This is a genomic window from Cupriavidus sp. L7L (assembly GCF_004353535.1).
Taxonomy (GTDB): Bacteria; Pseudomonadota; Gammaproteobacteria; order Burkholderiales; family Burkholderiaceae; genus Cupriavidus; species Cupriavidus oxalaticus_A.
This window is the reverse complement of the sequence record NZ_SMNY01000040.1, coordinates 116446-143085: the sequence shown is the minus strand read 5'-3', so window position 1 is coordinate 143085 and position 26640 is coordinate 116446. Positions and strand designations below refer to the sequence as shown.

Sequence of the window (26640 nt, the reverse complement as noted above, 5' to 3'; positions counted from 1 at the left end):
CTGGCGGGCCTAGCGGGCTTTGCGGCGTCGCGCGCGGGTGGCCGCCGGGGCAGGTTGCGCGTCGGCGGCAGCCGGCTGGGGCGTGGCGCGGCCTCGGGCAGGCGGCAGCGTGCGTGCCGGCTCGGCGCCCGCGATGCGGCGTTCGCGCAGGTGGGCCTTGGCACGCTGCAGCCCGGCGGCAACCGTTTCCGCGCGCTCCAGTGCCACGCCCGCGGCCAGCACGTCGCCAAGCACCAGGTGGCTGATGCGCGAGGTCATCGGCGTATAGACCTCGCTGTCTTCCTCGACATCGGAAAACACGCAAACGTCGGCCAGCTTGGCCAGCGGCGAGCCGCTGTGGGTGATCGCCAGCACGCTGGCGCCGCTGCTGCGCGCCAGCGTGGCGGCAGTCAGCATGTCCCAGGTGCGGCCGCTGTTGGACACCAGCACCGCCACGTCGCCGGCGCCGAGCAGCGCGGCGGACATGCTGAAGACATGCGGGTCGGAATAGGCGACGGTCGGGATGCCGAGACGGAAGAACTTGTGCTGGATGTCGAGCGCGACGATGCCGGAATTGCCGCAGCCGTAGAACTCGATGCGGCGGGCGCGCGCCAGCAGGTGGATGCCGTGTTCGATCTGGTCGGCCGACAGCGCGTTGCGCACGCTCATCAGCGTGGCGATGGTGCGGTCGAACACCTTGCCGGCGATGTCGGCGGGGCGGTCGTGGGCGTCCACATCCTGGTGCACGAATGGCATGCCGCCGCCGACGTTCTGCGCGAACTGCAGCTTGAACTCGCGGAAGCCGTCGTAGCCCAGTGCGGCGCAGAACCGTGCGATGGTGGGCTGCGACACGCCTGCGCGCTCGGCCAGTTCGGGCATCGACAGGCGGATCACGGCGGCGCCGTGCTCGGCGACGTAGTCCGCCAGTCGGCGTTCGGAGGGGCGGAGCGTGTCGTAGACGGCAAGGATTCGGTCGCGCATGGCGGCGGGCGGATATCAGGTTGTTCGGGATTCTCTAATGTAGAGATTCTACATCCGTTGGCGAGGCATCGTGCCCGAAATCGTGCCCGCCTGGCTGTCAGGGTTTGCCCGTGATGTGGGAAAACAAGCAAGATTGAGCGCCATTGTGATGCATGATCCAGTCGACGGCGGCATTGCTATCGGTAATAATGTAGAAAATCTACATGCGATCGCGCCGCTTTGGTGCTACGCCCCGACAAAAGGAACGCCTCCGCCATGCCCATCGCCGTCCATGCCGAGCTGTTGGCCGTCACCGAACGCATCGTTGCCCGCAGCCGCGCCAGCCGTGCCGCCTACCTTGCACGCTGCGAGCGTGCGCAAGCCGAGCTGGGACCGCTGCGCGGCATGTCCTGCGCCAACCTGGCGCACGGCTTCGCCGCACTGCCAGCCAACGACAAGCTGAAGCTGCGCGTCGACCATGCGCCCAATCTCGGCATCGTCACCGCGTACAACGACATGCTGTCGGCGCACCAGCCCTATGAGCGCTACCCCGGCGTCATCCGCGAAGCCGCGCGCGCGGTCGGGGCCGTGGCGCAGGTGGCGGGCGGCGTGCCGGCGATGTGCGATGGCATCACGCAGGGCAACGCCGGCATGGAGCTGTCGCTGTTCTCGCGCGATGCGATTGCCATGGGCACGGCCATCGCGTTGTCGCACAACACCTTCGATGCGGCGCTGATGCTGGGCGTGTGCGACAAGATCGTGCCGGGCCTGCTGATGGGCGCGCTGCAGTTCGGCCACCTGCCGGTAGTGTTCGTGCCGGCGGGCCCGATGGCCACCGGCCTGTCCAACAAGGAGAAGGCGCGCGTGCGCCAGCTTTACGCCACCGGCCAGGTTGGCCGCGATGCGCTGCTCGAGGCCGAATGCCAGGCCTACCACGGGGCCGGCACCTGCACCTTCTATGGCACCGCCAACAGCAACCAGTTCCTGATGGAGATCATGGGCCTGCACCTGCCCGGCGCGGCCTTCGTCCACCCGGACAGCGGCCTGCGCGATGCGCTGACGGCCGCGGCGGCGCAGCGCGCGATTGCGCTGAGTGCGCGCGGCAGCGACTACCTGCCGCTGGCGCGCATCGTCGACGAGCGCGCCGTGGCCAACGCCATGGTCGGCCTGCTGGCGACAGGCGGCTCGACCAACCACACCATCCACCTGGTGGCCATGGCGCGCGCCGCCGGCATCATCATCGACTGGGACGACTTCGACCGACTGTCGCGCATCACGCCGCTGCTGGCGCGGGTGTACCCGAACGGCTCCGCCGACGTGAACCACTTCCATGCCGCCGGCGGGGCCGGGCTGATTATCCGCGAGCTGCTGCAGGCCGGGCTGCTGCATGAGGACGTGCAGACCGTCGCGGGCCCGGGCCTGGCGCGCTACACGCAGGAGCCGGTGATGCGCGATGGCGTGCTGCAATGGCGCGAGGGGGCGACGGCAAGCGGCGACGCCCAGGTCGTTGCCAGCGCCGCGGCGCCGTTCTCGCCCGAAGGCGGGCTGCGGCTGATGCAGGGCAACCTGGGCCGCGGTGTGATCAAGGTCTCGGCCGTGGCGCCCGAGCATCGCGTGGTTGAGGCGCCGGTGCGCGTCTTCGATGCGCAGGAAGCGCTGCAGGCCGCGTTCGACGCCGGCGAACTGAATGGCGACCTGGTCGCCGTGGTCCGCTTCCAGGGGCCGAACGCCAACGGCATGCCCGAGCTGCACCGCCTGACGCCGGTGCTGGGCGCGCTGCAGGACGCCGGCCACAAGGTGGCGCTGGTGACCGACGGGCGCATGTCGGGCGCGTCGGGCAAGGTGCCTGCGGTGATCCACGTCGGCCCTGAGGCACTGGCCGGCGGCGCGCTGGCCCGCGTGCGCGACGGCGACCGCATCCGCGTCGACGCGGTCGCCGGCGTGCTGCAATGGCTGGGCGACGAGGGCGAGTTCGCGGCGCGCGAGCCGGCGCCGGCCCCGGCCGACGATTTTGCCCGGTTCAGCCTCGGGCGCGGCCTGTTTGGCTCGTTCCGGCGCCATGCGCGCATCGCGGAAGAGGGGGGCAGCGCACTCGACCTGTCCGAAGCGGATGCCGGCGCCGCGCCAGGCGCATCCGCCGCTGCCGTGGCGGCGCAAACCGTCGCACAATAGCCTTGCGCACCTGCCTCACGACAGCAAGACGATACCAAGACCGACGGAGCAGACATGATCTATATCCTGATGGGCGTTTCCGGCAGCGGCAAGACCACGGTCGGCCAGCTGCTGGCGCAGCGCCTGGGCTGCGGCTTCCATGATGCGGACGAATTCCACAGCGAGGCCAACAAGGCCAAGATGCACGCGGGCATCCCGCTGACCGACGAAGACCGCTGGCCCTGGCTGGCGGCGATGCGCGCCGCCATCGACACGGCGCGCGCCGAAGGCCGGACCCACGTGTTCACTTGCTCGGCCCTGCGCCAGGCGTACCGCGACCGGCTCACGCCGCCAGACGGCGGCGTGACCTTCGTCCACATGAAGGGCGATGCCGCACTGATCGCCGGGCGCCTGTCCGCCCGCACCGACCACTTCTTCAATCCCGAGCTGCTGCAGAGCCAGTTCGATACGCTGGAAGCGCCGCGCGACGCGCTGGAGCTCGATATCCGCCAGTCGCCCGAAGTCCTGGTGGACACCATCCTGCAGGCTTCCGCTCGCTGAGCCTTTCGCCCGCGATCCACCGCGCCATCGCATGACGGCCGCCAGCCTCGCCGGCGGCCGTTTTTGCGTGCGCTGGCAGACATCTTGCTAGCTCACTTTCCGTGCCGGCCAGGATTCGCCAGCTTGCGGCTTTCGCCGGTACAGGTATGCTGAAAGGGCCAGTGACTCGACAGTATCGCCGCGCCAATGCCATCGGAGACCCTCCCGGGCCCCGGGGCAATAACGCGGCGGGCTTGTGGCAGGACAGCCAGGTCAAACCAGGGCGGCCGGATGCGGGGCAGTGGCAGCACCCGACGCCCACTACATGGAGGAACGGCCATCATGGCAGGGCGGTTTTTCGACGAGATGCTGGACTGGCGCGCCGACGGGGCGCCCACGGTCATCCAGGCAGGGCAGGCATTGCCCGACGGGGCGGTACGCCCGCATTACCGGCATTTCGCTGACTGGCTGGCGCGGCAGTCCGGCGGCACCATGGACAACAAGCGGGCCGAGGCGGACCTGATCTTCCGGCGCGTGGGCATTACCTTTGCCGTCTATGGCGACAAGGACGAAGCCAACAGCGGCACCGAGCGCACCATCCCGTTCGACGTGATCCCGCGCATCTTCCCGGCCAGCGAATGGGCGCTGCTGGAAAAAGGCCTGCGCCAGCGCGTGGCTGCGCTGAACCGGTTCATCCACGACATCTACCACGGCCAGGACATCATCCGGGCCGGCGTGATCCCGCCCGATCAGATCTACAACAACGCCCAGTACCGACCCGAGATGCTCGGCGTCACCGTGCCGCACGACATCTATGCGCACGTGGCCGGCATCGACGTGGTGCGTGCCGGCGAGGGCGAGTTCTACGTGCTGGAAGACAACCTGCGCGTGCCCTCCGGCGTGTCGTACATGCTGGAAAACCGCAAGATGATGATGCGGCTGTTCCCGGACCTGTTCGCACGCAACCGCGTCGCGCCGGTGGCGCACTATCCCGACCTGCTGCTCGACATGCTGCGCGGCGTATCGCCGCAGGCGATCGCCGATCCCACGGTGGTGGTGCTGACTCCGGGCATGTATAACTCGGCGTACTTCGAGCACGCCTTCCTGGCGCAGCAGATGGGCGTTGAACTGGTCGAAGGCAGCGACCTGTTCGTCGAGGACGACCACCTGTTCATGCGCACCACGCAGGGGCCGCAGCGCATCGACGTGATCTACCGGCGCGTCGACGACGACTTCCTCGACCCGCTGGTGTTCCGGCACGATTCCGCGCTTGGCGCGGCCGGGCTGCTGTCGGTCTACCGTGCCGGCAACGTGACCATCTGCAATGCGATCGGCACCGGCGTGGCGGACGACAAGTCGATCTATCCGTACGTGCCCGACATGATCCGCTTCTACCTCGGCGAAGAGGTCATCCTCAACAACGTACCCACCTACATGTGCCGGCGTCCCGACGACCTGCAGTACGTGCTCGACCATATGCAAGAGCTGGTGGTCAAGGAAACCCACGGCGCCGGCGGCTACGGCATGCTGGTGGGTCCGGCCGCGACGCGCGCCGAGATCGATGCCTTCCGCGAGGTGGTCAAGGCCAGGCCCGAGCAGTACATCGCGCAGCCGACGCTGGCGCTGTCGACCTGCCCGACCTATGTGGAGTCGGGCATCGCCCCGCGCCATATCGACCTGCGCCCGTTCGTGCTGTCGGGCAAGGAGGTGCGCATGGTGCCCGGCGGGCTCACGCGCGTGGCGCTGCGCGAGGGCTCGCTGGTGGTCAATTCCTCGCAAGGGGGCGGCACCAAGGACACCTGGGTGCTCGAACGATGACGACGACAGCCCCTCACGCGATCAAGACCGCGAGCAACACCGCGATCAACACCGCCGCTGCCATGCCAGGAGAGCCCACATGCTGAGCCGTACCGCCGACCACCTGTTCTGGATGGCCCGCTACACCGAGCGCGCGGAAAACACCGCACGGATGCTCGACGTCAACTACCAGACCTCGCTGTTGCCGCAGTCGGCCGAGGTGGCCGAGCAGGGCTGGTGGGCGATGCTCGATATCTCGGAGCTGACGCAGGCCTTCGACCACAAGTATGGCCTGCTGTCGCGCGACGACGTGATCGACTTCATGGTGCGCGACATGACCAATGTGTCGTCGATCATGAGTTGCCTGCGCGCGGCACGCGAGAACGCGCGCGCGGTGCGCGGCTCGCTGACCACCGAAGTCTGGGAAACCGTCAACACGACCTGGCTCGACGTGCAGCGCATGATCGCCGACGGCGTACTCAGGGAAGACCCGTCGAGCTTCTTCGAATGGGTCAAGTTCCGTTCGCACCTGGCGCGCGGCGTGCAGTTCGGCACCATGCTCAAGGACGATGCCTTTCACTTCATGCGGCTGGGCACCTTCCTGGAGCGCGCCGACAATACCGCGCGGATCCTCGACGTCAAGTTCCAGGCCTCGGGCAGTGACGACAGCGATCCCAACCGCGAGCAGAACGACTTCTACCACTGGGCTGCGGTGCTGCGCTCGGTGTCCGGCTTCGAGGTCTACCGCAAGGTGTATCGCGCGGTGGTCACGCCACAGCGCGTGGCCGAACTGCTGGTGCTGCGCCCCGACATGCCGCGCTCGCTGGTGTCGAGCATGGACGAGGTGGTGACGATCCTGGCCATGGTGCGCAACCAGCAGTCGGCGGAGACCGAGCGGCAGGCTGGTAAACTCCACGCCGACCTCAAATACGCGCGCATCGACGACATCTTTGCCGTCGGCCTGCATGCGTACCTGACCAGCTTCCTGGAGCGCATCGGCGATCTCGGCAATGGCATCAGCCGGGACTTCCTGGTACCGCTGCAGGCGGCCTGACATGGGCGCGCCGGCAACGCCCATGTGCTGCCGCCGCCGCGCCGCGCCCTGATACCGTGAAATACAAGATCCACCACCATACTGTCTACCGCTATGCCGAGCCGGTGCGCCGCAGCGTGCACGAACTGCGGCTCGAGCCGCGCTCGGGCCCGCTGCAGACCGTGCACAGCTGGCAGCTGAGCACGCCGGGCAACCCGTCGGCGGCGTGCGACGGCTTCGGTAACATCGTGCACAACTTCACCGTGGCGGGCCCGGCGGACACCATTGCCATCGAAGCCAGCGGCGAAGTGGAAGTGCTGCCTCCGCATGGCGACCTCGACCGCGACGGCCACCATGCCTTCTGCGATGCGCCGCCGGCCGGCGAATCGCGCGTGTCGCCGCTGTACTTCCTCGGCAGCACGCCGCTGACCACGGCGCCGCGCGAGATGCAGGCCTTCGCCGCGCCTTTCCTGGCCTCGGGCCATGAAATTCCCGCGTTGCTGGCGCTGGCCCAGGCCATCGGCGAACGCGTCCGCTACAAGCCCAATACCACCGATGTCGGGACTTCAGCCGCCGAGGCGTTCGGCCTGGGCAGCGGCGTGTGCCAGGATCAGGCGCAAGTGATGGTGGCGGCGTGCCGCGCGCTCGGTGTGCCGGCGCGCTATGTGAGCGGCTACTTCTACGATCCCGCCGCCACCGAACTGGCCAGCCATGCATGGGCCGACGTTTGTCTGGATCCCCAGCGCGAGATCTGGTGCAGCATCGACATCACCCACGGCTGCCTCACCGACGAGCGCCATGTCCGCCTCGCCGTGGGGCGCGACTACCAGTCTGCCGCACCGGTCCGGGGCATCCTGGAGGGCGGTGCCGGCGAGACGCTCGAGGTCAATGTCGTGATCACGCCGCTTGTCGATCCGGTCTAGCTTCGGCCGCGCCAATTAGGTGCCACATTCCAGAACCGGCACCGAGACACGGCAGCGGCGCTAGAATCCGTTAATGCAGCCCTCCGGCCGGCCACTCCCGGCCGTCCGACAAGAACACCAGAACAAGACCATGACGTACTGTGTAGCCATGCGGCTGGATGCCGGCCTGGTATTCCTGTCCGATTCCCGCACCAACGCCGGGGTGGACGCCATCTCGACGGCACGCAAGATGACCGTGTTCGAAGAGCCAGGCGACCGCGTGATGGTGCTGATGACCGCGGGCAACCTCGCCATCAGCCAGTCGGTGCGCCAGATCCTGGCGGAGAACCACGACGACAAGCGCTCGTTGTGGAACGCGCGGGACATGTTCGAAGCCGCGTCCATCGTCGGTGACGCGGTGCGCCAGGTGCACAAGCGCGACGCGCATGCGCTGCGCGATGCCGGCATCGAATTCAACGTCAGCCTGATCTTCGGCGGCCAGGTCCGCGGCGAGCGGGTGCGGCTGTTCAACATCTATGCCGCCGGCAACTTCGTCGAAGCCACGCCGGAAAACTGTTATTTCCAGATCGGCGAGGCCAAGTACGGCAAGCCCATCATCGACCGCGTCGTGCATCCGTCGCTGCCGCTGGCCGAGGGCGCAAAATGCGCGCTGATCTCGATGGATTCGACGCTGAAGTCCAATATTTCAGTGGGTTTGCCGCTGGACCTGCTGGTCTACGAGGCGGATTCGCTGCGCGTGACGCGCTTCGTCAACATCGACGAGCGCAACGCCTATTTCCGCATGATCCGCGATACCTGGGGGCACCGGCTGCGCCAGGTGTTCGGCGAAATCCACAACCCCGAATGGGACCCGGCCCTGCCGGCCGACTTCCCGCTGGCGCGCAGCGGCGAGGGCGACTGCTGGGGCCAGCCCGTGCGCGCCAGGCGCAATCCCTCCCGCACCCAGGAATGAGGGGCGGGGCGGTGCGCGAGATCATCCATTTTTCACATGCCAACGGCTTTCCGGTCACGACGTACCGCAAGCTGTTCGGCGAACTGGACGGCGAGTTCGAGTTCCGCGCCGTGGACCGTTACGGCCACCGGCCCCAGTTTCCGGTCACGCGTGGCTGGCCGCATCTGGTGGAAGAACTGCTCGAGGAAGTGGGGCGCCAGTACCGCGAGCCGGTCTGGCTGGTGGGCCATTCGCTGGGCGGCTTCCTGTCGATGATGGCGGCGCTGCGCCGGCCCGAATGGGTGCGCGGCGTGGTGATGCTGGATTCGCCGATCATTGCCGGCTGGCGCGCCTCGCTGCTGAAGACGGCGCAGGTGCTCGGCATCGACGAAAAGCCCGGCCCGGCGGCGGTGACGAAGAACCGGCGCACGCACTGGCCCGATGCCGAGGCCGTGTGGCAGCACTTCCGCGGCAAGCCGAATTTTGCCGTGTGGGACCAGGAGGTGCTGCGCGACTATGCGCTCCATGGCACCGAGCCGACCGGCAAGGGCAACGAGCGGCGCCTGCGCTTCGACCGCGAGGTCGAGTACTGGATCTACCGCACACTGCCTACCAGCCTGGGGCGCAAGCTCAGGCGGGGCGCGCCGGTGCCGGTCGGCTTTGTCGCCGGTACGCGCTCGCGCGAGGTGCGCCAGTGCGGCCTTGCCGCGACCCGCAAGCTCGTGGGCGAAAACCTGCGCTTTATCGAGGGCGGCCATTTATACCCGATGGAGCGGCCGCAGGAAACGGCGCAACTGGTGCGCGACCTGATCGGAGCGATGCGCCGCGACGGGCGCTGATCCTTCGTTGATCATTTTCAAGCGGCGCATGCGGCGCAGCCTGCCGCGCGGCCCGGAAAATCCCCATAGAGCCCCGCCCGCCAGGCGATTGGCGGGCGGGGCTGTCACAATTTCCGGGTCGGCGCGGACCGGGCTCTCATGTATAATCCCGATTTCCCCGGCAAGCTCGGTTTATGACCAAATTCGTCTTCGTCACCGGTGGCGTCGTCTCTTCTCTCGGCAAGGGCATCGCTGCTGCCTCGCTCGCGGCCATTCTTGAGTCGCGCGGCCTCAAAGTCACCCTCCTCAAGCTAGATCCCTACATCAACGTCGATCCCGGCACGATGAGCCCCTTCCAGCATGGCGAGGTGTTTGTCACGGAAGACGGTGCGGAAACCGACCTCGATCTCGGCCACTACGAGCGTTTCGTCTCGGCCAAGATGCGCAAGTCGAACAACTTCACCACCGGCCAGATCTACGAATCGGTGATCCGCAAGGAGCGCCGCGGCGAATACCTCGGCAAGACCGTGCAGGTGATTCCGCATATCACCAACGAGATCCAGGCCTTCATCGAGAAGGGCGCCGCTGCCTCGCACGACGGCAAGGCCGACGTGGCGCTGGTGGAAATCGGCGGTACCGTGGGTGACATCGAATCGCTGCCGTTCCTGGAAGCCGCGCGCCAGATGAGCCTGCGCATGGGACGCAACCACGCTGCCTTCGTGCACCTGACGCTGGTGCCGTTCATTGCCAGCGCCGGCGAGCTGAAGACCAAGCCGACCCAGCACTCGGTGCAGAAACTGCGTGAAATCGGCATTTCGCCGACCGCGCTGCTGTGCCGCGCCGACCGCCCGATCCCGGACGACGAGCGCGCCAAGATTTCGCTGTTCGCCAATATCCCGCAAGACGCCGTGATCTCGGTGTGGGATGCGGACAGCATCTACAAGATTCCGCAGATGCTCAACGAGCAGGGCCTCGACCGCCTGATCTGCGAGGAACTGCGCCTGGACCCGCGCCCGGCCGACCTGTCGATGTGGCAGAAGCTGGTCAACGCCCAGGAAAATCCCGAGCACGAAATCACCATCGGCATGGTCGGCAAGTACGTCGACCTGACCGAGTCGTACAAGTCGCTGATCGAGGCGCTGCGCCACGCCGGCATGCACACCGCCACGCGCGTCAACATCGAGTACATCGATTCCGAGGAACTGGAATCGGGCCACCTCGAAGTGCTGGCCCCGCTCGACGCCATCCTGGTGCCGGGCGGCTTCGGCAAGCGCGGCACGGAAGGCAAGATCCGCGCGATCCAGTACGCCCGCGAGAACAAGGTGCCGTACCTGGGCATCTGCCTCGGCATGCAGCTGGCCGTGATCGAGTTTGCCCGCCACGTGGCCAATATGGCCGACGCCAACTCGACCGAATTCAACCTTGAAACCGAACACCCGGTGGTCGCGCTGATCACCGAGTGGGTCGACCGCGAAGGCAAGGTCGAGCAGCGTTCTGCCGATTCCGACCTGGGCGGTACCATGCGCCTGGGCGCGCAGCGCGTGCCGGTCAAGGAAGGCACCAAGGCCAACGCCATCTACGGCGCCGAGGTCAACGAGCGCCACCGTCACCGCTACGAGGTCAACAACCATTACGTGCCGACGCTGGAAAACGCCGGCATGGTGATCTCGGCCCGTACCCCGACCGAGAACCTGCCGGAAATGATGGAGCTGCCGGAGTCGATGCACCCGTGGTTCGTCGGCGTGCAGTTCCACCCGGAATTCACCTCGACGCCGCGTGACGGCCATCCGCTGTTCAAGGCCTACGTCGAAGCCGCGCTGGCCAGCCAGCAGCGCAAGGGCGCCTGAGGCCAGGCGGCAAGAGAGGAGTCTGTCATGAAACTCTGTGGATTCGAGGTCGGCCTCGACAAGCCGTTCTTCCTGATCGCCGGTCCGTGCGTGATCGAGTCCGAGCAGATGGCGCTGGATACCGCCGGCGAGCTCAAGGCCATCACCGCTGAACTGGGCATCCCGTTCATCTACAAGTCGTCGTTCGACAAGGCCAACCGTTCTTCCGGCAAGTCGTTCCGCGGCCTGGGGATGGAGAAGGGCCTGGAGATCCTGGCGACCGTCAAGCGCGAAGTCGGCGTGCCGGTGCTGACCGACATCCACGAGATCGACGAGATCAAGCCCGTCGCCGCCGTGGTCGACGTGCTGCAGACCCCGGCCTTCCTGTGCCGCCAGACCGATTTCATCCGTGCCTGCGCCCAGAGCGGCAAGCCGGTGAACATCAAGAAGGGCCAGTTCCTGGCGCCGGGCGACATGAAGAACGTGATCGACAAGGCCCGCGACGCCGCGCGCGAAGCCGGCCTGCCGGATGACGTCTTCATGGCCTGCGAACGCGGCGTCTCGTTCGGCTACAACAACCTGGTGTCCGACATGCGCTCGCTGGCGATCATGCGCGAGACCGGTGCCCCGGTGGTGTTCGACGCTACCCACTCGGTGCAGCTGCCGGGCGGCCAGGGCACCAGCTCCGGCGGCCAGCGCGAGTTCGTGCCGGTGCTGTCGCGTGCCGCCGTCGCCACCGGCGTGGCGGGGCTGTTCATGGAAACACACCCGGACCCGAACAAGGCGATGTCCGACGGCCCCAACGCGGTGCCGCTGTCGCGCATGAAGGAACTGCTGGCCGTACTCAAGGAACTGGACACGCTGGTCAAGCGCGCCGGTTTCCTGGAAGACAACTTCGGCTGGCCGGCCTGCGCCTGAGCAGGCCCGGTCTTGTCACCACCGCAATGCCGGTGGTGACAAACCATATCGAAAGACAATACAAAAAATCGGGAGATTCTCCATGGCCGCGGGCTATATCATCGCCTACGTCGACGTGACCGACCCCCAGCAGTACGAAGAATACAAAGTGCTGTCGAGCAAGGCCATGCAGATCCATGGCGCCGAGGTGCTGGTACGCGGCGGCAAGACCGAGCCGCTGGAAGGCGAGTGGGCACCGAGCCGCGTCGTGGTGCTGAAATTCCCCAGCTATGAAGCCGCCAAGTCGTTCCACGACGGCGAAGCCTATCGCGCGGCCCGCAAGGCGCGCGAGCATGCGGCAAAGATGAACATGATCGTGGTGGAAGGCGCTGCCTGAGGGTTGTCGGCCCGTTTGACACGCGCCTGACACAGGCACAGGTTGAAGTAATCAGCAGCAGCAAGAATCAACAGTCAGAGAGGAATTCATGAGTGCAATCGTAGATATCATCGGTCGCGAGGTTCTCGACTCGCGCGGCAACCCCACCGTCGAATGCGACGTGCTGCTGGAATCGGGCGTGATGGGCCGCGCCGCGGTGCCGTCGGGCGCATCGACCGGTTCGCGCGAAGCCATCGAACTGCGTGACGGCGACAAGTCGCGCTACCTGGGCAAGGGCGTGCTGAAGGCCGTCGAGCACATCAACACCGAAATCTCCGAAGCCATCATGGGCCTGGACGCCTCCGAGCAGGCCTTCCTGGACCGCACCCTGATCGACCTCGACGGCACCGAGAACAAGGGCCGCCTGGGCGCCAACGCCATGCTGGCCGTGTCGATGGCCGTGGCCAAGGCCGCCGCTGAAGAAGCCGGCCTGCCGCTGTACCGCTACTTCGGCGGCTCGGGCGCGATGCAACTGCCGGTGCCGATGATGAACATCGTCAACGGCGGCGCGCACGCCAACAACAGCCTGGACATCCAGGAATTCATGGTCATGCCGGTGTCGCAGACCAGCTTCCGCGAAGCGCTGCGTTGCGGCGCCGAAATCTTCCACGCGCTGAAGAAGATCCTGGCCGACAAGGGCATGTCCACCGCGGTGGGCGACGAGGGCGGCTTCGCGCCGAACTTCTCGTCCAACGAGGAATGCCTGAACACCATCGTGCAAGCCATCGAGAAGGCCGGCTACCGCGCCGGTGAAGACGTGCTGCTGGCGCTGGACTGCGCCGCCAGCGAGTTCTACCACGAAGGCGAAGGCGTGTACCAGCTGGAAGGCGAAGGCCTGAAGCTGACCTCGACCCAGTTCGCCGACTACCTGGCCAACCTGTGCGACAAGTTCCCGATCGTGTCGATCGAGGACGGCATGGCCGAAGGCGACTGGGACGGCTGGAAGACGCTGACCGACAAGCTGGGCAAGCGCGTGCAGCTGGTGGGAGACGACCTGTTCGTCACCAACACCAAGATCCTGAAGGAAGGCATCGAGAAGGGCATCGGCAACTCGATCCTGATCAAGATCAACCAGATCGGCACCCTGACCGAAACCTTCGCCGCCATCGAGATGGCCAAGCGCGCCGGCTATACCGCCGTGATCTCGCACCGCTCGGGCGAAACCGAAGACAGCACGATTGCCGACATCGCCGTGGGCACCAACGCCGGCCAGATCAAGACCGGCTCGCTGTCGCGCTCGGACCGCATGGCCAAGTACAACCAGCTGCTGCGCATCGAGGAAGACCTCGGCGATATCGCCAGCTACCCGGGCAAGGGCGCGTTCTACAACCTGCGCTGAACTTTGCCCGTCGTGCCCGTTAGCGCATTAGTGCGTTAGTGCGGCATGACGTGATGGCTGTGAAAAGGCGGTGGCACGGATAACATCCGGCCACCGCCGTTTTTGTATCGAAATCTGCCTGGCAATTGCCTTCCGGGCCGACTTCGCAGATCATTGTGCGGAATTTCTCGTCCGCAACCTTTCATGCGTCTGATTTCGCTGCTGTTGTTCGTGCTGCTGCTCGCGGTCCAGTATCCGCTCTGGCTGGGCAAGGGTGGCTGGCTGCGCGTCTGGGACCTGAACCGCCAGCTGACCGAGCAAGGTACCCGCAACCAGACGCTCAAGCTGCGCAATGCCAAGCTGGAAGGGGAAGTTGCCGACCTGCAGGACGGCACCGGCGCGATCGAGGAACGTGCGCGCTATGAGCTGGGCATGGTGAGGGAAGGCGAGGTGTTCGTGCAGTTCGTGGCACCGGCTCCCAAGGTCAGCGCCACGCCGCCGCTGCCGCCGCCGGCGAACTCCGTCGCCGGGCGCGGCGGACACTGATCAACGTTCTGCTTCCTTCCCGGCGGCACCGTGGCCGTCACCACCAGTACGGATAGCCGCCCCAGTAGCCGGGCATTCCCACGCTGACGCCGCCACCCCAGTGGCCGCCCCCCCATCCTCCGTAAAACAGGTTCCAGCTGGTATTGGGATAGGCATATGCCGCACGCGCATAGGCCTCGGCCTGTTGCTGCCGCGCGATGGCGTCGGCCTGTTCGCGCAGCACTTCCTGGTTCAGGGCATCGAGCTTTTGGCGGGCTTCGGGCGTCAGCCGGGCCGGCGGCATGGCATTCGGGGCGAGCCGCGCCGTCGGCGGCGAGCCGTTGGCGTCGCGCGGGATCTGCGCGCAGCCGGTGGCCAGCAGCAGGGCGCCTGCCGCGGCCAAAACAAAAGCGCCACGCAAGCAGCCGCGCGTGGCGGCCGCTGTCGTGGCGCTGGATTCTGGTAACGGGAGGGAGGCTTCGGCGTTCATGACGGTCCTCAGGCTCGCGGCTCGCGGGTATAGCGATCGTACAGCCGTTGGACCGGGCGGCGCGCCGGATGTTTCCATTTCGCCGCTCCCTGCCGCTCCCGCCACGGGCCGAGCCGAGGAATGCCGCCTCAGTGGTGCTGGTGCGCGCCGGCCCCGGCGCCGGTGGCGATGTGCGTGGCCGAGAACAGCTGGGCGCAGTCGACCGGGTCAAATTCATAGCGCTGGCCGCAGAAATCGCAATGGATCTCCACGTTGCCGCGCTCGGCGATGATGCCCTCGATCTCTTCACGCCCCAGCGACTGCAGCATGCCCGCCACCTTGGGCCGCGAGCACGAGCAATGGAAATGCGGCGTCATCGGCTCAAACACGCGCAGGCCGGCGTCCTGCAGGTCTTCCCAGAACAGGCGGCGCAGCAGCGTCTCGGGCGATTCGGCCAGCAGTTCCTCGGCCTTGAGCGTGGAGCCCAGCTGCACCGCGCGATCCCAGGTATCCAGGTCCTGGGCCCGGGCATGGCTGGCCAGCGGCGCGCCGGTTTCGCCTACGTCGGCGGTGCCGCCGTAGGAGGGCAGCTTCTGCAGCAGCATGCCGGCGGCCACGCGATCGTCGGCGGCCAGCCACAGGCGCGTGTCGAGCTGCTCGGAGGCCTTCATGTAGTGCTCCAGCACCGCGCTGATCGACGGCAGCGGACCGTGCTCGTCCGCCAGCGGCACGATGCCCTGGTACGGCTGCTGTCCCGGCAGCTTGTCCTTGGGGTCGAGCGTGATGGCAAAGCGGCCGTGGCCGTGCGCATGGACCAGGTCGGCCAGCGTGGCGTCGTCGGCAATCTCGGCGCCCTCGGCCAGCTTGGCGGTGGCCCGCATCGACAGGTCGGACAGGCATTCCACCACCAGCATCCGCACCGGGCCGTCGCCGTGCAGCTGCATCACCAGCGCGCCGTTGAACTTCAGGTTGGCTGACAGCAGTGCCGCGGCGGCCATCATCTCGCCCAGCAGCCGGCGCACCGGCGTGGGGTAGCGGTGGCGGCCCAGCACTTCCTGCCAGGTGGCTTCCATGCGCACCAGTTCGCCGCGCACCGGGGCGGCGTCGAACAGGAACTTCTGCAGGGTGTCGGGGGTGGTGGGGGTAGTCTGAGTCACGTTGTCTGTCGAGTAATGCGATGGGCGCGGTCGCGGCTGCGTTCAGCCGATCCGCTTGAGCTGTTGCTTGTACATGGCCTGCCGCGAGGCGTAGGTTTCGGCGTTGCGATAGAGGTTGGCGACGTCCTCATCCGTCAGCTGCCGCACCACCTTGGCCGGCGCGCCCAGGATCAGCGAGCGGTCCGGGAAGACCTTGCCCTCGGTGACCACGGCGCCCGCGCCCACCAGGCATTCCTTGCCGATCACGGCACGGTTCAGCACCACGGCCTGGATGCCGATCAGCGAGCCTTCGCCGACAGTGCAGCCATGCAGCATGGCCTGGTGGCCGATCGAAACCTTGTCGCCCAGGGTCAGCGGGCAGCCCGGGTCGGTGTGCAGCACCGAGCCCTCCTGGATATTGGTGTCATGCCCCACCACGATCGGCTCGTTGTCGCCGCGGATCACGACACCGGGCCAGGCGCTGGCGCGGGACTTGAGGGTCACGTTGCCGATGACGGTGGCTTCCGGGGCCACGTAGGCTTCGCTGTCGATATTGGGCTTGACGTCGCCGAGCTGGTAAAGCGCCATGAGGTCTCCTGCACGAAAGGCTTTTGTTGAAGTGGGGGTTGCCGCCGGACTTTAAAGAGTCAGCGGGTCTGTGGGGAACTGCATGGCCAGGCACAAGGGTGGGTGCCGGCGAGGCCCTACAATGGCGGCAGTCCGGATTTTACGCCCATGCCAGAAAAAACTCCCGCCGCCGCTTTGCCTGATCCGTCACTTTCGCCGCGCCATCGCGCGCTGGCGGTGCTGTGCATGACCGATCCGCGCGAAAAGGCCGGCGCCGCGCGCGCGTTGTACCGCGATGCCATGGCGCTGTCCGATGCGGCGCTGCATGCGGACGAGGCGATCGATGCCGGCGCGGGCCATACCATCCCGGGACGTCCGGCGCGGCCGGTGCTGGTGGCGCCGCAGGGCGTCGAACGGCGCCGCTCGCTGCATACGCCCGCCGGCCGCGCGGCGATGATCCACGCGCTGTGCCATATCGAATTCAACGCCATCAACCTCGCGCTGGATGCGGTGTGGCGCTTCGCCGGCATGCCGCCGGCCTACTACCGCGACTGGTTGCGCGTGGCCGACGAAGAGGCGCTGCATTTCACGCTGCTGGCCGGGCATCTGGGCACGCTGGGTGCGGCCTACGGCGATTTTCCCGCGCACAACAGCCTGTGGGAGATGACCGACAAGACCGCCGGCGACGTGCTGGCGCGCATGGCGCTGGTGCCGCGCACGCTGGAAGCGCGCGGGCTCGATGCCTCGCCGCCGGTGCGCGCCAGGCTGGCCGGCGCCGGGGATCATGCCGCCGCGGCGATCATCGATATCATCCTGCGCGACGAGGTCGGCCATGTTGCGATCGGCAACCACTGGTACCGCTGGCTGTGCGCGCAGCGCAAGCTGGAGCCGGTGGCTACCTATGCGCAACTGGCCGAGCAGTACCGTGCGCCGAAGCTGCGCGGGCCATTCAACCTCGATGCTCGGCGCGCGGCCGGGTTTGATGAGGATGAGCTGGCCTGGCTGGAAGCGTCGGCTGGCTAGGCCGACTGCCGGCGCTGCGCCGCCCGCTCTTCCTCCAGTAAGCGCAGCACCCGCCGCTGTATCTTCCCGGTGGTCGTCATCGGCAACTGGTCGATAAACTCGATCGCCTTCGGATACTCGTACGGCGCCAGCTGCCCGCGCACATGCGCCTGCAATTCCGCCACCAGCGCCGCGTCGGCGTCGAATGAGCGCGCCACCGCCGGCGTCAGCACCACGAAGGCCTTGACCACCGCGCCGCGCTCGGGATCGGGCGAGGGCACCACGGCGCAGTTGGACACCGCCGGATGCTTGAGCAGGCAGTTCTCGATCTCGCTCGGCCCGATGCGGTAGCCCGAGGATTTGAACACATCGTCGGCACGGCCCTGGTACCACAGGTAGCCGTCGGCATCGATGCGCGCGAGGTCGCCGGTGCGGCACCAGCGCAGGCCGTCGCGCTCGACGTACTTGCCCGCGGTCGCCGCCTCGTTCTTCCAGTAGCCGAGGAAGAACACCGGGTCCGGATGCCCGGCGCTATCGGTGGCGCAGACCGCAACTTCGCCGTCCTCGCCCGGCGCGCAGGGGCGGCCTTCTTCGTCGATCACCTGCACGCGATGGCCGGGGTAGGGGCGTCCCATCGAGCCGGGGCGCGCCGGCCAGCCCAGGCGCTCGCCGTCGTTCTGCGCGGTGCAGTTGCCGACGATGTAGTTGATCTCGGTCTGGCCGAACATCTCGTTGACGATCACGCCGAGGGCGTCGCGGCACCAGCCGAACACGGTCTCGCCAACCGCTTCGCCGGCGCTCATCAAGGCGCGCAACCTGATGTCGTAGCGCTGCCGCGGCTCGGGGCAGGCCTTCATCATCTGCTTGAGCGCGGTCGGGAACAGGAAGGTGTTGGTGACGGCGTAGCGCTCGAGCAGCTCGAAGGCGCGCTCGGCAGAGAAGCGGCCCTGGTAGCCGACGATGGGCTTGCCGAAGTACAGCGCCGGCATCAGCGCATCCCACAGCCCGCCGGTCCAGGCCCAGTCGGCCGGGCTCCAGAACACGTCGGCGTCCTGCGGATACCAGTTCTGCGAGCAGACAAAGCCGGTCAGGTTGCCGACCAGCGCGCGGTGCGGGATCAGCGCGCCCTTGGGCGGGCCGGTGGTGCCGCTGGTGTAGATCAGCACGGCGGCCTCGCCGGCCTTGGTCTCTTCGGCGGTGAAGGTGGGCAGCTGCGCGGCCAGCAGCACGTCCCAGTCATGGTCGCCGCGGCCATGCGCATCGCCGGCGGCGATCACGGTGGCCAGCGCCGGGCATTCCGGGCGCGCGGCGAGCACGTTGTCGATCGAGGTTTCGTCGGCAATCGCCACGCTGGCTTCGCTGTGCGCGATGCGGTAGGCCAGCGCCTCGGGCCCGAACAGCATCGACAGCGGCATCGCGATCGCGCCCAGCTGATAGATCGCCATGTGGGCGATCACGGTCTCGATCCGCTGCGGCATCACGATCGCCACCCGGTCGCCGCGCGCCACGCCCAGGTCGCGCAGCGCCGCCGCGAGCCGGTTGGCTTCGGCCTGGATGTAGGAGAAGGTATGCGCGTTGCGCCGGCCGTCTTCGTGCTCGGTATAGACGGCGATGCGGTCCATGGTTGCCGGATCGCGCGCCCAGCGGCCGCAGCAGGCTTCGGCAATGTTGAAGTTTGGGGGGATTTCCCAGCGGAAGGATTCGTACAGCGCGCGGTAGTCGTCGCGCCGGCTTGCCGGCAAGGCAGCTGCGGCCATCCAAGGTCTCCTGAAGGTCTGCTGTCCGTTCGCCCTGCGCGGCAAGCTGCAAATGGCGCTGGCCGCTATAATGCCAGCAAGCGAACGATCGTTCTATTTTGTCGAGGCTTCCCTTCGCCAGCCCCCGCGGCAGGAAGACCCGACGCCAGGGTGGAGACAATGACAATCAAGGAAACCTCGCGGTCTGAATTTATCACGTTGCGCGGGCTGCGCTACCACGTGCGCCACTGGGGTACGCCCGGCGCGCGCAAGCTGTTCATGCTGCATGGCTGGATGGATGTGGCCGCCTCGTTCCAGTTCCTGGTCGACCACCTGCGCGGCGACTGGCACGTGATCGCTCCCGACTGGCGCGGGTTTGGCGCGACCGACTGGCCTTCGCGCTATCCCGGCACGCAGTCGTACTGGTTCCCGGACTACATCGCCGACATGGAGGCGCTGCTCGACCACTACCAGCCGGAAGGGCAGGTGGACCTGGTCGGCCACAGCATGGGCGCCAACGTTATCTGCCTGTATGCCGGCATCCGCCCCGAACGCGTGCGCCGCGTGGTGGACCTGGAAGGCTTCGGCATGACGGCGACACGGCCGGCGCATGCCCCCAAACGCTACGCGCGCTGGCTGGACGAGTTGCGCATTGGCGCCGAGCTGAAGACCTACGACAGTGTCGACGGCGTCGCCGCGCGCCTGCAGAAGACCAACCCGCGCCTGCCCGACGACCGCGCCGCGTTCCTGGCCGCGCACTGGTCGCGCCGCAATGCCGACGGCCGCTGGGAAATCCTGGGCGACCCGGCGCACAAGCTGGTCAATCCGTTGCTGTACCGGCTCGATGAAGTGATGGCGATCTGGGAGCAGGTCAGCGCGCCGGTGTTGCATGTCGAGGCGCGCGATTCGGAGACGCTGCGCCATATCGCCCACAAGCAGGGCATCGACGAGTTCAAGGAGCGCTTCCGCGCCTTCCGCGATTTCCGCGAGGCCGTGATCGATGACGCCGGCCACATGCTGCACCATGACCAGCCGGCCGCGGTGGCCGAGCTGGTCGAGTCGTTCTGCCGCTAGGGACGGCGCCCGCGTTCAGGCGTGGGTGAGCTTTTCCTTCAGCGCGGCGTTGTTGCTGGTGTGGACATGCACCAGCGCCTTCTCCGGGAAGGCGTAGTGATACGCCTTGCGCAGCGCCAGCGCGGCTTCGTGGAAGCCTGACAAGATCAGCTTCTGCTTGTTGGGATAGAAGGCGATATCGCCCGCGGCGAAGATGCCGCGGCGCGAGCTTTCGTACGTGGTGGTGTCGACCAGGATGCGGCCGGCACGCATGTCCATGTCCCATTGCGCGATCGGGCCGGGTTCGGACACCAGGCCGTACAGCGCCACCAGCTCATCGGCGGGCAGCATCTGGCTGCCGTCGCGGGTGCGCACTTCCACTTCGGCCAGTGCATCGCCGTCGGTGCGCAGGGTGCCGAGCATGCCGACCACGAAATCCATCTCGCCGGCCGCCACCGCGGCGCGCATCTCGGCCACGGTGCCATCGGCGGCGCGGAAGCCTTCGCGCCGGTGCAGCAGCGTCACGCGCGCGGCCACCTTGCGCAGCGCCAGCGCCCAGTCCAGCGCCGAGTCGCCGCCGCCGGCGACGATCACGCGCTTGCCGGCAAAGCGCGATACATCGCGCACGGCGTAGTGCACGTGGCGGTCTTCCAGCGCCGCGGCTTCCGGCAGCGCCACGCGCTGCGGCGCGAATGCGCCCGCGCCGGAGCAGACCAGCACCGCCGCGACGTCGAAGCGCTTGCCCCCATCGGTGGTGACCAGCATGCGCTGGTGCGCCGGATGGCCGTCCTGCGCTGGGGCGCCGGGGATTTCGGACACGCTTTCGGCGCGCTGGCCGAAATGCATCGGGAAGGCGAACGGCTCGCACTGCTCCAGCAGCCGGTCCACCAGTTCCTGCGCCAGGCAGCCGGGCACGGCCGGGATGTCGTAGATCGGCTTCTCGGGATACAGCTCGGTGCACTGGCCGCCGGCGCGGTCGAGCACGTCGATCAGTTCACATTGGAGGCCGAGCACGCCGGCCTGGAAGGCGGCGAACAGCCCGACCGGGCCGGCGCCCACGATCAGGACGTCAGTGGTGGTGACGGCGGACGTGGTCGCGGTGGCGGTGGTGGCGTCGGTAGACATGGTGGGCAAGGCGGGCACGGACGGCCCGCGGAAGATGGTGCAAAGCCCGACTATACCCCGCGCCAGCCCGTTTCCCGGCGACGACAGCGTTGCCGGCAGGGCTTTGCCATGGACGCCAGACCATCTCCGGCAGGCCGCCGGCGCCGCGCTGGCAAAGGGCGATCGGAGTAGAATGAGCCCCATGCAAAACGCTCACGCCATCAACGCCGACCTGCACTGCCATTCCACCGTGTCCGACGGCACGCTGTCGCCCCGCGCGGTGGCTGAGATCGCGCGCGATGCGGGCGTCCAGTACTGGGCGCTGACCGACCACGACGAGGTCGGCGGGCAGGCCGCGGCGCGCGCCGCGGCCGAAGAATTCGGCATGCGCTATGTGCCCGGCGTGGAGATATCGGTGACGTGGGCCGGGCAGACCGTGCATGTGGTCGGCCTGCAGATCGACCCGTTCTGTCCCGAGCTGATCGATGGCCTGACCGACACCCGTTCGGGACGTGCCCGGCGTGCGCGCGACATCGCCGAGGCGCTGGCCAGGGTCGGCATCGAAGGCGCCTACGCGGGCGCGCTGAAGTACGTTGGCAATCCCGACCTGATCTCGCGCACCCATTTCGCGCGCTGGCTGGTTGACCAGGGCCACTGCGCAACCATCGGCGACGTGTTCAGCGAATACCTGTCGGAAGGCCGGCCCGGCTATGTCGGCCATCGCTGGGCCAGCCTGTCCGAAGCCGTGGGCTGGATCCGCACCGCCGGCGGCATCGCCGTGATGGCGCACCCAGGCCGCTACCACTACACCGACACCCAGCACGATGCCCTGTTCGACGAGTTCAAGTCGCTCGGCGGCGGCGCCGTCGAGGTCGTGACCGGCAGCCACACGCCGGACCAGTACCGCCGCTATGCCGAGGTGGCGCGCCACTACGGGCTGCTGGCCTCGCGCGGCTCGGATTTCCACGGACCCGGCGAAGGCCGGGTCGAACTCGGCACGTTGCCGCCGCTGCCGTCCACGGTCACGCCGGTCTGGCACGACTGGTAACCAGCCAGCCCAACGAAAAGCAAAACCAAAGGCGCCCTGCATGTCCCAGTACTTCGAGATCCATCCGCTCAACCCGCAGTCGCGCCTGATCAAGCAGGCCGCGCAGATCCTGCAGAAGGGCGGACTGATCGCGCTGCCGACCGATTCCAGCTACGCGCTCGCCTGCCAGCTCGACGACAAGCACGCGGTCGAGCGCCTGCGCCGGCTGCGCGGCATCGACGATCGCCACCACCTGACGCTGATGTGCCGCGATCTGTCCGAACTGGGCAACTTCGCCCGCGTCGACAACCGCCAGTACCGCTGGATCAAGGGCGCCACGCCCGGGCCGTACGTCTTTATCCTGGAAGCCACCAAGGAAGTGCCGCGGCGCCTGTCGCACCCGGCGCGCAAGACCATCGGCGTACGCGTGCCCGACCACGCCATCCCGCTGGCGCTGCTGGGCGAAGCGGGCGAGCCGCTGATCTCGGCCACGCTGCAGGTGCCCGGCGACGACGAGCCGCTCAACGACCCGGCGGAAATCCGCGCCCGGCTGGAAAAGCAGCTCGACCTGGTGGTCTGCGGCGGTCCGGCGCCGGCGCAGCCGACCACGGTGATCGACCTGACCAGCGGCGAGCCCGAGCTGGTGCGCGCCGGCCGCGGCGACATCTCGCGCTTCGGGCTCTGAACCCGGGCTCTGAACCCGGGCTCTGGACTTCGGGCGCCAGGCCCGCGCTGCGCCGCCGCCACAGGTGCGCCGCCGTGCGCCTGGCAAGCCGGCGGCCCGTTACAATAGCCGACATGGATTCCTCCCTTATCCAGACCTTCGCGGTCTATGCCCTGCCGGTGCTGTTCGCCATCACGCTGCACGAGGCGTCGCACGGTTATGTGGCCAAAGTATTCGGCGATAACACGGCCTATTCGCTCGGGCGCGTCAGCGTGAACCCGATCCGCCATATCGACCCGATCGGCACCATCGCGGTGCCGCTGCTGCTCTACATCATGACCAGCGGCCAGTTCGTGTTTGGCTATGCCAAGCCGGTGCCGGTGGTGTTCGAGCGCCTGCGCAATCCGCGCTGGCATGGCATGTGGGTGGCGCTGGCAGGCCCCGCCAGCAACGTGGTGCAGGCCTTCGTCTGGGTGCTGCTGGCGATCGGCCTGACGTGGGCCGGCGTGCGCGAACCCTTCTTTGGCGAAATGGCGCTGGCCGGCGTGCGCGTCAACCTGGTGGTGGCCGCCTTCAACCTGTTCCCGGTGCCGCCGCTGGACGGCGGCCGCGTGCTGACCGCGCTGCTGCCGCAGGGCGTGGCGCGCGCGGTGTCGCGCATCGAGCCCTACGGGATTTTCGTGGTGCTGGCGCTGGTCGCCGCGGGCGTGATCACCACTATCTGGATGACGCCGGTAGTCAACGTGCTGATGTCGCTGATCGAGCTGATGCTGCGCCCGGTCGTGATGCTGCTGCACTGACGGGGGGCGCCATGAGCGACGTTCCAGCGCCGCATGCCGGCCTGTCCGCACCTTCCGCCTGGGTCACCCGCTGGGCGCACCTGCTGCGTCCCGGTGCCCGCGTGCTTGATCTGGCCTGTGGCAGCGGCCGCCATGCCGCCTGGCTGGCCGCGCGCGGGCATGCGGTGCTGGCCGTTGACCGCGATGCCGCCGCCATTGCCGCGCTGCCGTCCGGCGTGACCGGGCGCGTGGCCGACCTGGAGCAGGGGGCCTGGCCGCTGGCCGACGAGGCGCCGTTCGACGCCATCGTCGTCACCAACTACCTGCACCGGCCGCTGTGGCCGCACCTGGCCGCGGCGCTGGCGCCGGGTGGGGTGTGGCTCTACGAGACCTTCGCGGCGGGCAACGAGACCGTCGGCAAGCCGTCGCGGCCCGACTTTCTGCTCCGTCCCGGAGAGTTGCTCGATGTGGCGCGCACGCATGGACTGCGCGTCATCGCCTATGAAGACGGCGTGCAGGAAGTGCCGAAAACGGCCTTCGTGCAGCGCCTGTGTGCGGTGCGCGAGGCCGCCGCCGTGCCGGATGCGGCCACCCCGGCACGCTACCGCCTGGACCCCTGAAAGCGCGTGTGCGCTGTCGGCGAGAATGCCGCTGCACACGTTGAAACAGTTGGTATCAACCCCGAGTCATCCTGCCTGCCGCCGGCGGTCGAAGCCGCTTGCGGTTCCGGTACAATCCCGTTATTCGCATCCCGAATTCCTTAACGTTATGACACAGATTACCGGCAGCATCGTCGCCATCGTCACTCCGATGCATGAGGACGGAAGCCTGGACTTCCCGGCCCTGCGCGCACTGGTCGACTGGCACGTCGCCGAGGGTACCGACGCCATCGTGATCGTCGGCACGACCGGTGAATCCCCGACGGTTTCCGTCGAGGAGCACTGCGAGCTGATCCGCGTGGCCGTGGAACAGGCCGGCAAGCGCATCCCGATCATCGCGGGCACCGGCGGCAACTCCACCAAGGAGGCCATCGAGCTGACCGCCTTCGCCAAGAAGGTGGGTGCCGACGCATCGCTGCAGGTCGTGCCGTACTACAACAAGCCGACCCAGGAAGGCATGTACCGCCATTTCCGCACCATCGCGGAAGCGGTGGAGCTGCCGGTGCTGCTGTACAACGTGCCGGGCCGCACCGTTGCCGACATGAGCAACGACACCATCCTGCGCCTGGCGCAGGTGCCGGGCATCGTCGGCGTCAAGGAAGCCACGGGCAATATCGACCGGGCCGCGCAGCTGATCAACGACGCGCCGGAAAGCTTTGCCATCTACAGCGGCGACGATCCCACCGCGGTCGCGCTGATCCTGCTGGGCGGCAAGGGCAATATCTCGGTCACTGCGAACGTGGCCCCGCGCAAGATGCACGAGATGTGCGCGGCGGCACTGAAGGGCGACGTCGTCACCGCGCGCCGCCTGCACATGGAACTGATCGGACTGAACAAGGCCATGTTCGTCGAAGCCAATCCGATCCCGGTGAAGTGGGCCCTGCAGCAGATGGGCAAGATGGAAGGCGGCATCCGCCTGCCGCTGACCCCGCTGTCGGAATCCAACCACGAAACCGTACGCAAGGCACTGGCCGCCGCCGGCCTGCTGGCCTGATTTACCGCGGCGTCTTGCTGTCGCTCCCTCAACTAGGATTGCGTGTCAATGAAATCGAAGCTTAACCGCCGCGGCGCGACGCAAGTCCGCCGCGCCGCCCTGGTTGTGCCCGTGCTGGCCGCGGGCGTGATCACCGGCTGCAGCAGCCTCAACGAAGCGATGCAGCCCGACAAGATCGACTACAAGTCGTCGGCGTCGAAGCGCACCCCTACGCTGGACATCCCGCCCGACCTGACCAAGCTGGAAGGCGACCGCCGCTACTCGGTGCCCGATGCCAACGGCACTTCGACGCTGTCGACCTATAGCCAGGCGACCAAGGTGCGCGAGCAATCCCCGACCGAGAACGTACTGCCCTCGGCGCAGGGCATCCGCATGGAGCGCGACGGCAACACGCGCTGGCTGGTGATCAGCAACGGCATGCGCGGCGACCAGCTGTGGCAGCAACTGCGTGGTTTCTGGCAGGAAAGCGGTTTCCTGCTGGTGCAGGACTCGCCCGAGACCGGCATCATGGAGACCGACTGGGCCGAGAACCGCGCCAAGATCCCGCAGGACATCATCCGCAATACCATCGGCAAGGTGTTCGACGGCCTGTACTCGACCTCCGAGCGCGACAAGTTCCGCACCCGCGTCGAGCGTGCGCAGAACGGCACGCTGGAAGTGTTCATCAGCCACCGCGGCGCGCAGGAGCAACTGACCGGCATCGACAAGTCCAGCACCGTCTGGACCCCGCGGCCGGCCGATCCCGAGCTGGAAGCCGAGTTCCTGTCGCGCCTGGCGCAACGCCTGGGCGTGCAGAAGGAACAGGCCGACCGCATGGCCAAGAATCCGGCGGCGGCCGGCAGCAGCGCCGCGACGGCCGATGCGGCCGCGGCTGGCGCAGCCGGTGCTACGGCTGCCGCAGCCGGCGGCGCTGCACAGAAGTCTTACCTGGCCCAGGTCAATGGCGCCCCGGCGCTGCAATTGCCGGAGCCATTCGATCGCGCCTGGCGCTCGGTCGGCCTGTCGCTGGATCGCGTCAACTTCACCATCGAAGACCGCGACCGTGCTCAGGGCCTGTACTACGTGCGCTACGTGGATCCGCGCACCAACGTCGACAACCGTGGCTTCTTCTCCAAGCTGTTCACCAAGCCGGATGATCCCAAGACCGCCAAGAAATACCGCGTGGCGCTCAAGGGCACCGGCAGCGGCACGCTGGTGACGGTGCTCAACGATGCCGGCCAGCCTGAGAACGGCGAAATCGGCAAGCGCATCCTGTCGCTGCTCGACGAGCAACTGCACTGAGCCGGCGGTGACCGGCTCAACCACCGGCCGTCCTG

Annotated in this window: 26 protein-coding genes; 20 read left to right on the top strand and 6 right to left on the bottom strand. The window is 67.5% G+C overall.

Annotated elements, in window-relative coordinates; all coding sequences use genetic code 11:
• Positions 1-9: 9 nt before the first annotated feature.
• Positions 10-960, bottom strand: coding sequence for a MurR/RpiR family transcriptional regulator (locus tag E1J61_RS30050; protein ID WP_133097529.1), 951 nt, complete (start codon positions 958-960; stop codon positions 10-12).
• Positions 961-1215: 255 nt separating this feature from the next.
• Here E1J61_RS30050 and edd point away from each other — a divergent pair, with 255 nt between their 5' ends.
• From edd to ftsB, 12 genes are all read left to right on the top strand, one after another.
• Complete coding sequence (edd, locus tag E1J61_RS30045; protein WP_133097528.1) at positions 1216-3111, top strand: phosphogluconate dehydratase; 1896 nt, start codon at positions 1216-1218, stop codon at positions 3109-3111.
• A 54-nt stretch (positions 3112-3165) separates the two neighbouring features.
• Positions 3166-3651 (top strand): gluconokinase, encoded by a 486-nt coding sequence (locus E1J61_RS30040; RefSeq protein ID WP_133097527.1) that lies wholly within the window; start codon positions 3166-3168, stop codon positions 3649-3651.
• A 321-nt stretch (positions 3652-3972) separates the two neighbouring features.
• Complete coding sequence (locus tag E1J61_RS30035; protein ID WP_133097526.1) at positions 3973-5448, top strand: circularly permuted type 2 ATP-grasp protein; 1476 nt, start codon at positions 3973-3975, stop codon at positions 5446-5448.
• 79 nt (positions 5449-5527) lie between these two features.
• The gene (locus E1J61_RS30030; RefSeq protein ID WP_133097525.1) at positions 5528-6481 is read left to right on the top strand and encodes an alpha-E domain-containing protein; all 954 of its coding nucleotides are present in this window, start codon (positions 5528-5530) and stop codon (positions 6479-6481) included.
• A 56-nt stretch (positions 6482-6537) separates the two neighbouring features.
• A complete protein-coding gene (locus tag E1J61_RS30025) occupies positions 6538-7383 on the top strand; it encodes a transglutaminase family protein (protein WP_133097524.1) in 846 nt (281 codons plus the stop codon).
• Between the two features lie 130 nt (positions 7384-7513).
• Complete coding sequence (locus tag E1J61_RS30020) at positions 7514-8335, top strand: peptidase (protein ID WP_133097523.1); 822 nt, start codon at positions 7514-7516, stop codon at positions 8333-8335.
• 11 nt (positions 8336-8346) lie between these two features.
• Complete coding sequence (locus E1J61_RS30015) at positions 8347-9153, top strand: alpha/beta fold hydrolase (RefSeq protein ID WP_133097522.1); 807 nt, start codon at positions 8347-8349, stop codon at positions 9151-9153.
• A 173-nt stretch (positions 9154-9326) separates the two neighbouring features.
• The gene (locus E1J61_RS30010; protein WP_133097521.1) at positions 9327-10979 is read left to right on the top strand and encodes a CTP synthase; all 1653 of its coding nucleotides are present in this window, start codon (positions 9327-9329) and stop codon (positions 10977-10979) included.
• A 27-nt stretch (positions 10980-11006) separates the two neighbouring features.
• A complete protein-coding gene (gene kdsA / locus E1J61_RS30005) occupies positions 11007-11876 on the top strand; it encodes a 3-deoxy-8-phosphooctulonate synthase (protein ID WP_133097520.1) in 870 nt (289 codons plus the stop codon).
• A gap of 82 nt (positions 11877-11958) precedes the next feature.
• The gene (locus E1J61_RS30000; RefSeq protein ID WP_133097519.1) at positions 11959-12252 is read left to right on the top strand and encodes a DUF1330 domain-containing protein; all 294 of its coding nucleotides are present in this window, start codon (positions 11959-11961) and stop codon (positions 12250-12252) included.
• A gap of 88 nt (positions 12253-12340) precedes the next feature.
• Entirely contained in the window at positions 12341-13630 is a 1290-nt protein-coding gene (eno, locus tag E1J61_RS29995) for a phosphopyruvate hydratase (protein ID WP_133097518.1), read from the top strand.
• Positions 13631-13813: 183 nt separating this feature from the next.
• Complete coding sequence (ftsB, locus tag E1J61_RS29990) at positions 13814-14155, top strand: cell division protein FtsB (RefSeq protein ID WP_029046895.1); 342 nt, start codon at positions 13814-13816, stop codon at positions 14153-14155.
• 37 nt (positions 14156-14192) lie between these two features.
• Here the strand turns inward: ftsB and E1J61_RS29985 are convergent, their stop codons facing one another.
• The 3 genes from E1J61_RS29985 to E1J61_RS29975 form a co-directional block, all read right to left on the bottom strand.
• Entirely contained in the window at positions 14193-14624 is a 432-nt protein-coding gene (locus E1J61_RS29985; protein WP_133097517.1) for a hypothetical protein, read from the bottom strand.
• 128 nt (positions 14625-14752) lie between these two features.
• A complete protein-coding gene (locus E1J61_RS29980; RefSeq protein WP_133097516.1) occupies positions 14753-15760 on the bottom strand; it encodes an Hsp33 family molecular chaperone HslO in 1008 nt (335 codons plus the stop codon).
• Between the two features lie 42 nt (positions 15761-15802).
• The gene (locus E1J61_RS29975) at positions 15803-16327 is read right to left on the bottom strand and encodes a gamma carbonic anhydrase family protein (RefSeq protein ID WP_063238435.1); all 525 of its coding nucleotides are present in this window, start codon (positions 16325-16327) and stop codon (positions 15803-15805) included.
• Positions 16328-16474: 147 nt separating this feature from the next.
• Here E1J61_RS29975 and E1J61_RS29970 point away from each other — a divergent pair, with 147 nt between their 5' ends.
• Positions 16475-17329 (top strand): ferritin-like domain-containing protein, encoded by an 855-nt coding sequence (locus E1J61_RS29970; protein WP_133097515.1) that lies wholly within the window; start codon positions 16475-16477, stop codon positions 17327-17329.
• Here the strand turns inward: E1J61_RS29970 and E1J61_RS29965 are convergent.
• Positions 17326-19065 carry an acyl-CoA synthetase gene (locus E1J61_RS29965; RefSeq protein ID WP_133097514.1) on the bottom strand — a complete coding sequence of 580 codons (1740 nt, stop codon included), beginning with the start codon at positions 19063-19065 and terminating at the stop codon, positions 17326-17328. The genes E1J61_RS29970 and E1J61_RS29965 overlap by 4 nt on opposite strands.
• A gap of 159 nt (positions 19066-19224) precedes the next feature.
• Between E1J61_RS29965 and E1J61_RS29960 the strand changes: the two genes are divergently transcribed.
• Positions 19225-20118, top strand: coding sequence for an alpha/beta fold hydrolase (locus tag E1J61_RS29960; RefSeq protein ID WP_133097513.1), 894 nt, complete (start codon positions 19225-19227; stop codon positions 20116-20118).
• Between the two features lie 15 nt (positions 20119-20133).
• Here the strand turns inward: E1J61_RS29960 and E1J61_RS29955 are convergent, their stop codons facing one another.
• Positions 20134-21222 (bottom strand): NAD(P)/FAD-dependent oxidoreductase, encoded by a 1089-nt coding sequence (locus E1J61_RS29955; protein WP_133097512.1) that lies wholly within the window; start codon positions 21220-21222, stop codon positions 20134-20136.
• Positions 21223-21403: 181 nt separating this feature from the next.
• Between E1J61_RS29955 and E1J61_RS29950 the strand changes: the two genes are divergently transcribed.
• The 6 genes from E1J61_RS29950 (at position 21404) to bamC (ending at position 26605) form a co-directional block, all read left to right on the top strand.
• Positions 21404-22249, top strand: a complete 846-nt coding sequence (locus E1J61_RS29950; RefSeq protein ID WP_133097511.1) for a 3',5'-nucleoside bisphosphate phosphatase — start codon at positions 21404-21406, stop codon at positions 22247-22249.
• 40 nt (positions 22250-22289) lie between these two features.
• The gene (locus tag E1J61_RS29945) at positions 22290-22913 is read left to right on the top strand and encodes an L-threonylcarbamoyladenylate synthase (protein ID WP_133097510.1); all 624 of its coding nucleotides are present in this window, start codon (positions 22290-22292) and stop codon (positions 22911-22913) included.
• A gap of 113 nt (positions 22914-23026) precedes the next feature.
• On the top strand, positions 23027-23692 hold the full coding sequence (locus tag E1J61_RS29940) for a site-2 protease family protein (RefSeq protein ID WP_133097509.1): 666 nt from the start codon (positions 23027-23029) through the stop codon (positions 23690-23692).
• 11 nt (positions 23693-23703) lie between these two features.
• Positions 23704-24291 carry a bifunctional 2-polyprenyl-6-hydroxyphenol methylase/3-demethylubiquinol 3-O-methyltransferase UbiG gene (locus E1J61_RS29935; RefSeq protein ID WP_133097508.1) on the top strand — a complete coding sequence of 196 codons (588 nt, stop codon included), beginning with the start codon at positions 23704-23706 and terminating at the stop codon, positions 24289-24291.
• Between the two features lie 148 nt (positions 24292-24439).
• Positions 24440-25324 carry a 4-hydroxy-tetrahydrodipicolinate synthase gene (gene dapA, locus E1J61_RS29930; RefSeq protein ID WP_133097507.1) on the top strand — a complete coding sequence of 295 codons (885 nt, stop codon included), beginning with the start codon at positions 24440-24442 and terminating at the stop codon, positions 25322-25324.
• Positions 25325-25372: 48 nt separating this feature from the next.
• Complete coding sequence (bamC, locus tag E1J61_RS29925; RefSeq protein WP_133097506.1) at positions 25373-26605, top strand: outer membrane protein assembly factor BamC; 1233 nt, start codon at positions 25373-25375, stop codon at positions 26603-26605.
• The last annotated feature ends 35 nt before the right edge of the window (positions 26606-26640 follow it).

What these genes read in the sequence shown, in the direction of transcription:
- E1J61_RS30050 (WP_133097529.1), bottom strand. Translation starts at nt 960, where the DNA reads ATGCGCGACCGAATCCTTGCCGTCTACGACACGCTCCGCCCCTCCGAA.
- edd (WP_133097528.1), top strand. Translation starts at nt 1,216, where the DNA reads ATGCCCATCGCCGTCCATGCCGAGCTGTTGGCCGTCACCGAACGCATC.
- E1J61_RS30040 (WP_133097527.1), top strand. Translation starts at nt 3,166, where the DNA reads ATGATCTATATCCTGATGGGCGTTTCCGGCAGCGGCAAGACCACGGTC.
- E1J61_RS30035 (WP_133097526.1), top strand. Translation starts at nt 3,973, where the DNA reads ATGGCAGGGCGGTTTTTCGACGAGATGCTGGACTGGCGCGCCGACGGG.
- E1J61_RS30030 (WP_133097525.1), top strand. Translation starts at nt 5,528, where the DNA reads ATGCTGAGCCGTACCGCCGACCACCTGTTCTGGATGGCCCGCTACACC.
- E1J61_RS30020 (WP_133097523.1), top strand. Translation starts at nt 7,514, where the DNA reads ATGACGTACTGTGTAGCCATGCGGCTGGATGCCGGCCTGGTATTCCTG.
- E1J61_RS30010 (WP_133097521.1), top strand. Translation starts at nt 9,327, where the DNA reads ATGACCAAATTCGTCTTCGTCACCGGTGGCGTCGTCTCTTCTCTCGGC.
- kdsA (WP_133097520.1), top strand. Translation starts at nt 11,007, where the DNA reads ATGAAACTCTGTGGATTCGAGGTCGGCCTCGACAAGCCGTTCTTCCTG.
- E1J61_RS30000 (WP_133097519.1), top strand. Translation starts at nt 11,959, where the DNA reads ATGGCCGCGGGCTATATCATCGCCTACGTCGACGTGACCGACCCCCAG.
- eno (WP_133097518.1), top strand. Translation starts at nt 12,341, where the DNA reads ATGAGTGCAATCGTAGATATCATCGGTCGCGAGGTTCTCGACTCGCGC.
- ftsB (WP_029046895.1), top strand. Translation starts at nt 13,814, where the DNA reads ATGCGTCTGATTTCGCTGCTGTTGTTCGTGCTGCTGCTCGCGGTCCAG.
- E1J61_RS29985 (WP_133097517.1), bottom strand. Translation starts at nt 14,624, where the DNA reads ATGAACGCCGAAGCCTCCCTCCCGTTACCAGAATCCAGCGCCACGACA.
- E1J61_RS29975 (WP_063238435.1), bottom strand. Translation starts at nt 16,327, where the DNA reads ATGGCGCTTTACCAGCTCGGCGACGTCAAGCCCAATATCGACAGCGAA.
- E1J61_RS29970 (WP_133097515.1), top strand. Translation starts at nt 16,475, where the DNA reads ATGCCAGAAAAAACTCCCGCCGCCGCTTTGCCTGATCCGTCACTTTCG.
- E1J61_RS29965 (WP_133097514.1), bottom strand. Translation starts at nt 19,065, where the DNA reads ATGGCCGCAGCTGCCTTGCCGGCAAGCCGGCGCGACGACTACCGCGCG.
- E1J61_RS29960 (WP_133097513.1), top strand. Translation starts at nt 19,225, where the DNA reads ATGACAATCAAGGAAACCTCGCGGTCTGAATTTATCACGTTGCGCGGG.
- E1J61_RS29955 (WP_133097512.1), bottom strand. Translation starts at nt 21,222, where the DNA reads ATGTCTACCGACGCCACCACCGCCACCGCGACCACGTCCGCCGTCACC.
- E1J61_RS29950 (WP_133097511.1), top strand. Translation starts at nt 21,404, where the DNA reads ATGCAAAACGCTCACGCCATCAACGCCGACCTGCACTGCCATTCCACC.
- E1J61_RS29945 (WP_133097510.1), top strand. Translation starts at nt 22,290, where the DNA reads ATGTCCCAGTACTTCGAGATCCATCCGCTCAACCCGCAGTCGCGCCTG.
- E1J61_RS29940 (WP_133097509.1), top strand. Translation starts at nt 23,027, where the DNA reads ATGGATTCCTCCCTTATCCAGACCTTCGCGGTCTATGCCCTGCCGGTG.
- E1J61_RS29935 (WP_133097508.1), top strand. Translation starts at nt 23,704, where the DNA reads ATGAGCGACGTTCCAGCGCCGCATGCCGGCCTGTCCGCACCTTCCGCC.
- dapA (WP_133097507.1), top strand. Translation starts at nt 24,440, where the DNA reads ATGACACAGATTACCGGCAGCATCGTCGCCATCGTCACTCCGATGCAT.
- bamC (WP_133097506.1), top strand. Translation starts at nt 25,373, where the DNA reads ATGAAATCGAAGCTTAACCGCCGCGGCGCGACGCAAGTCCGCCGCGCC.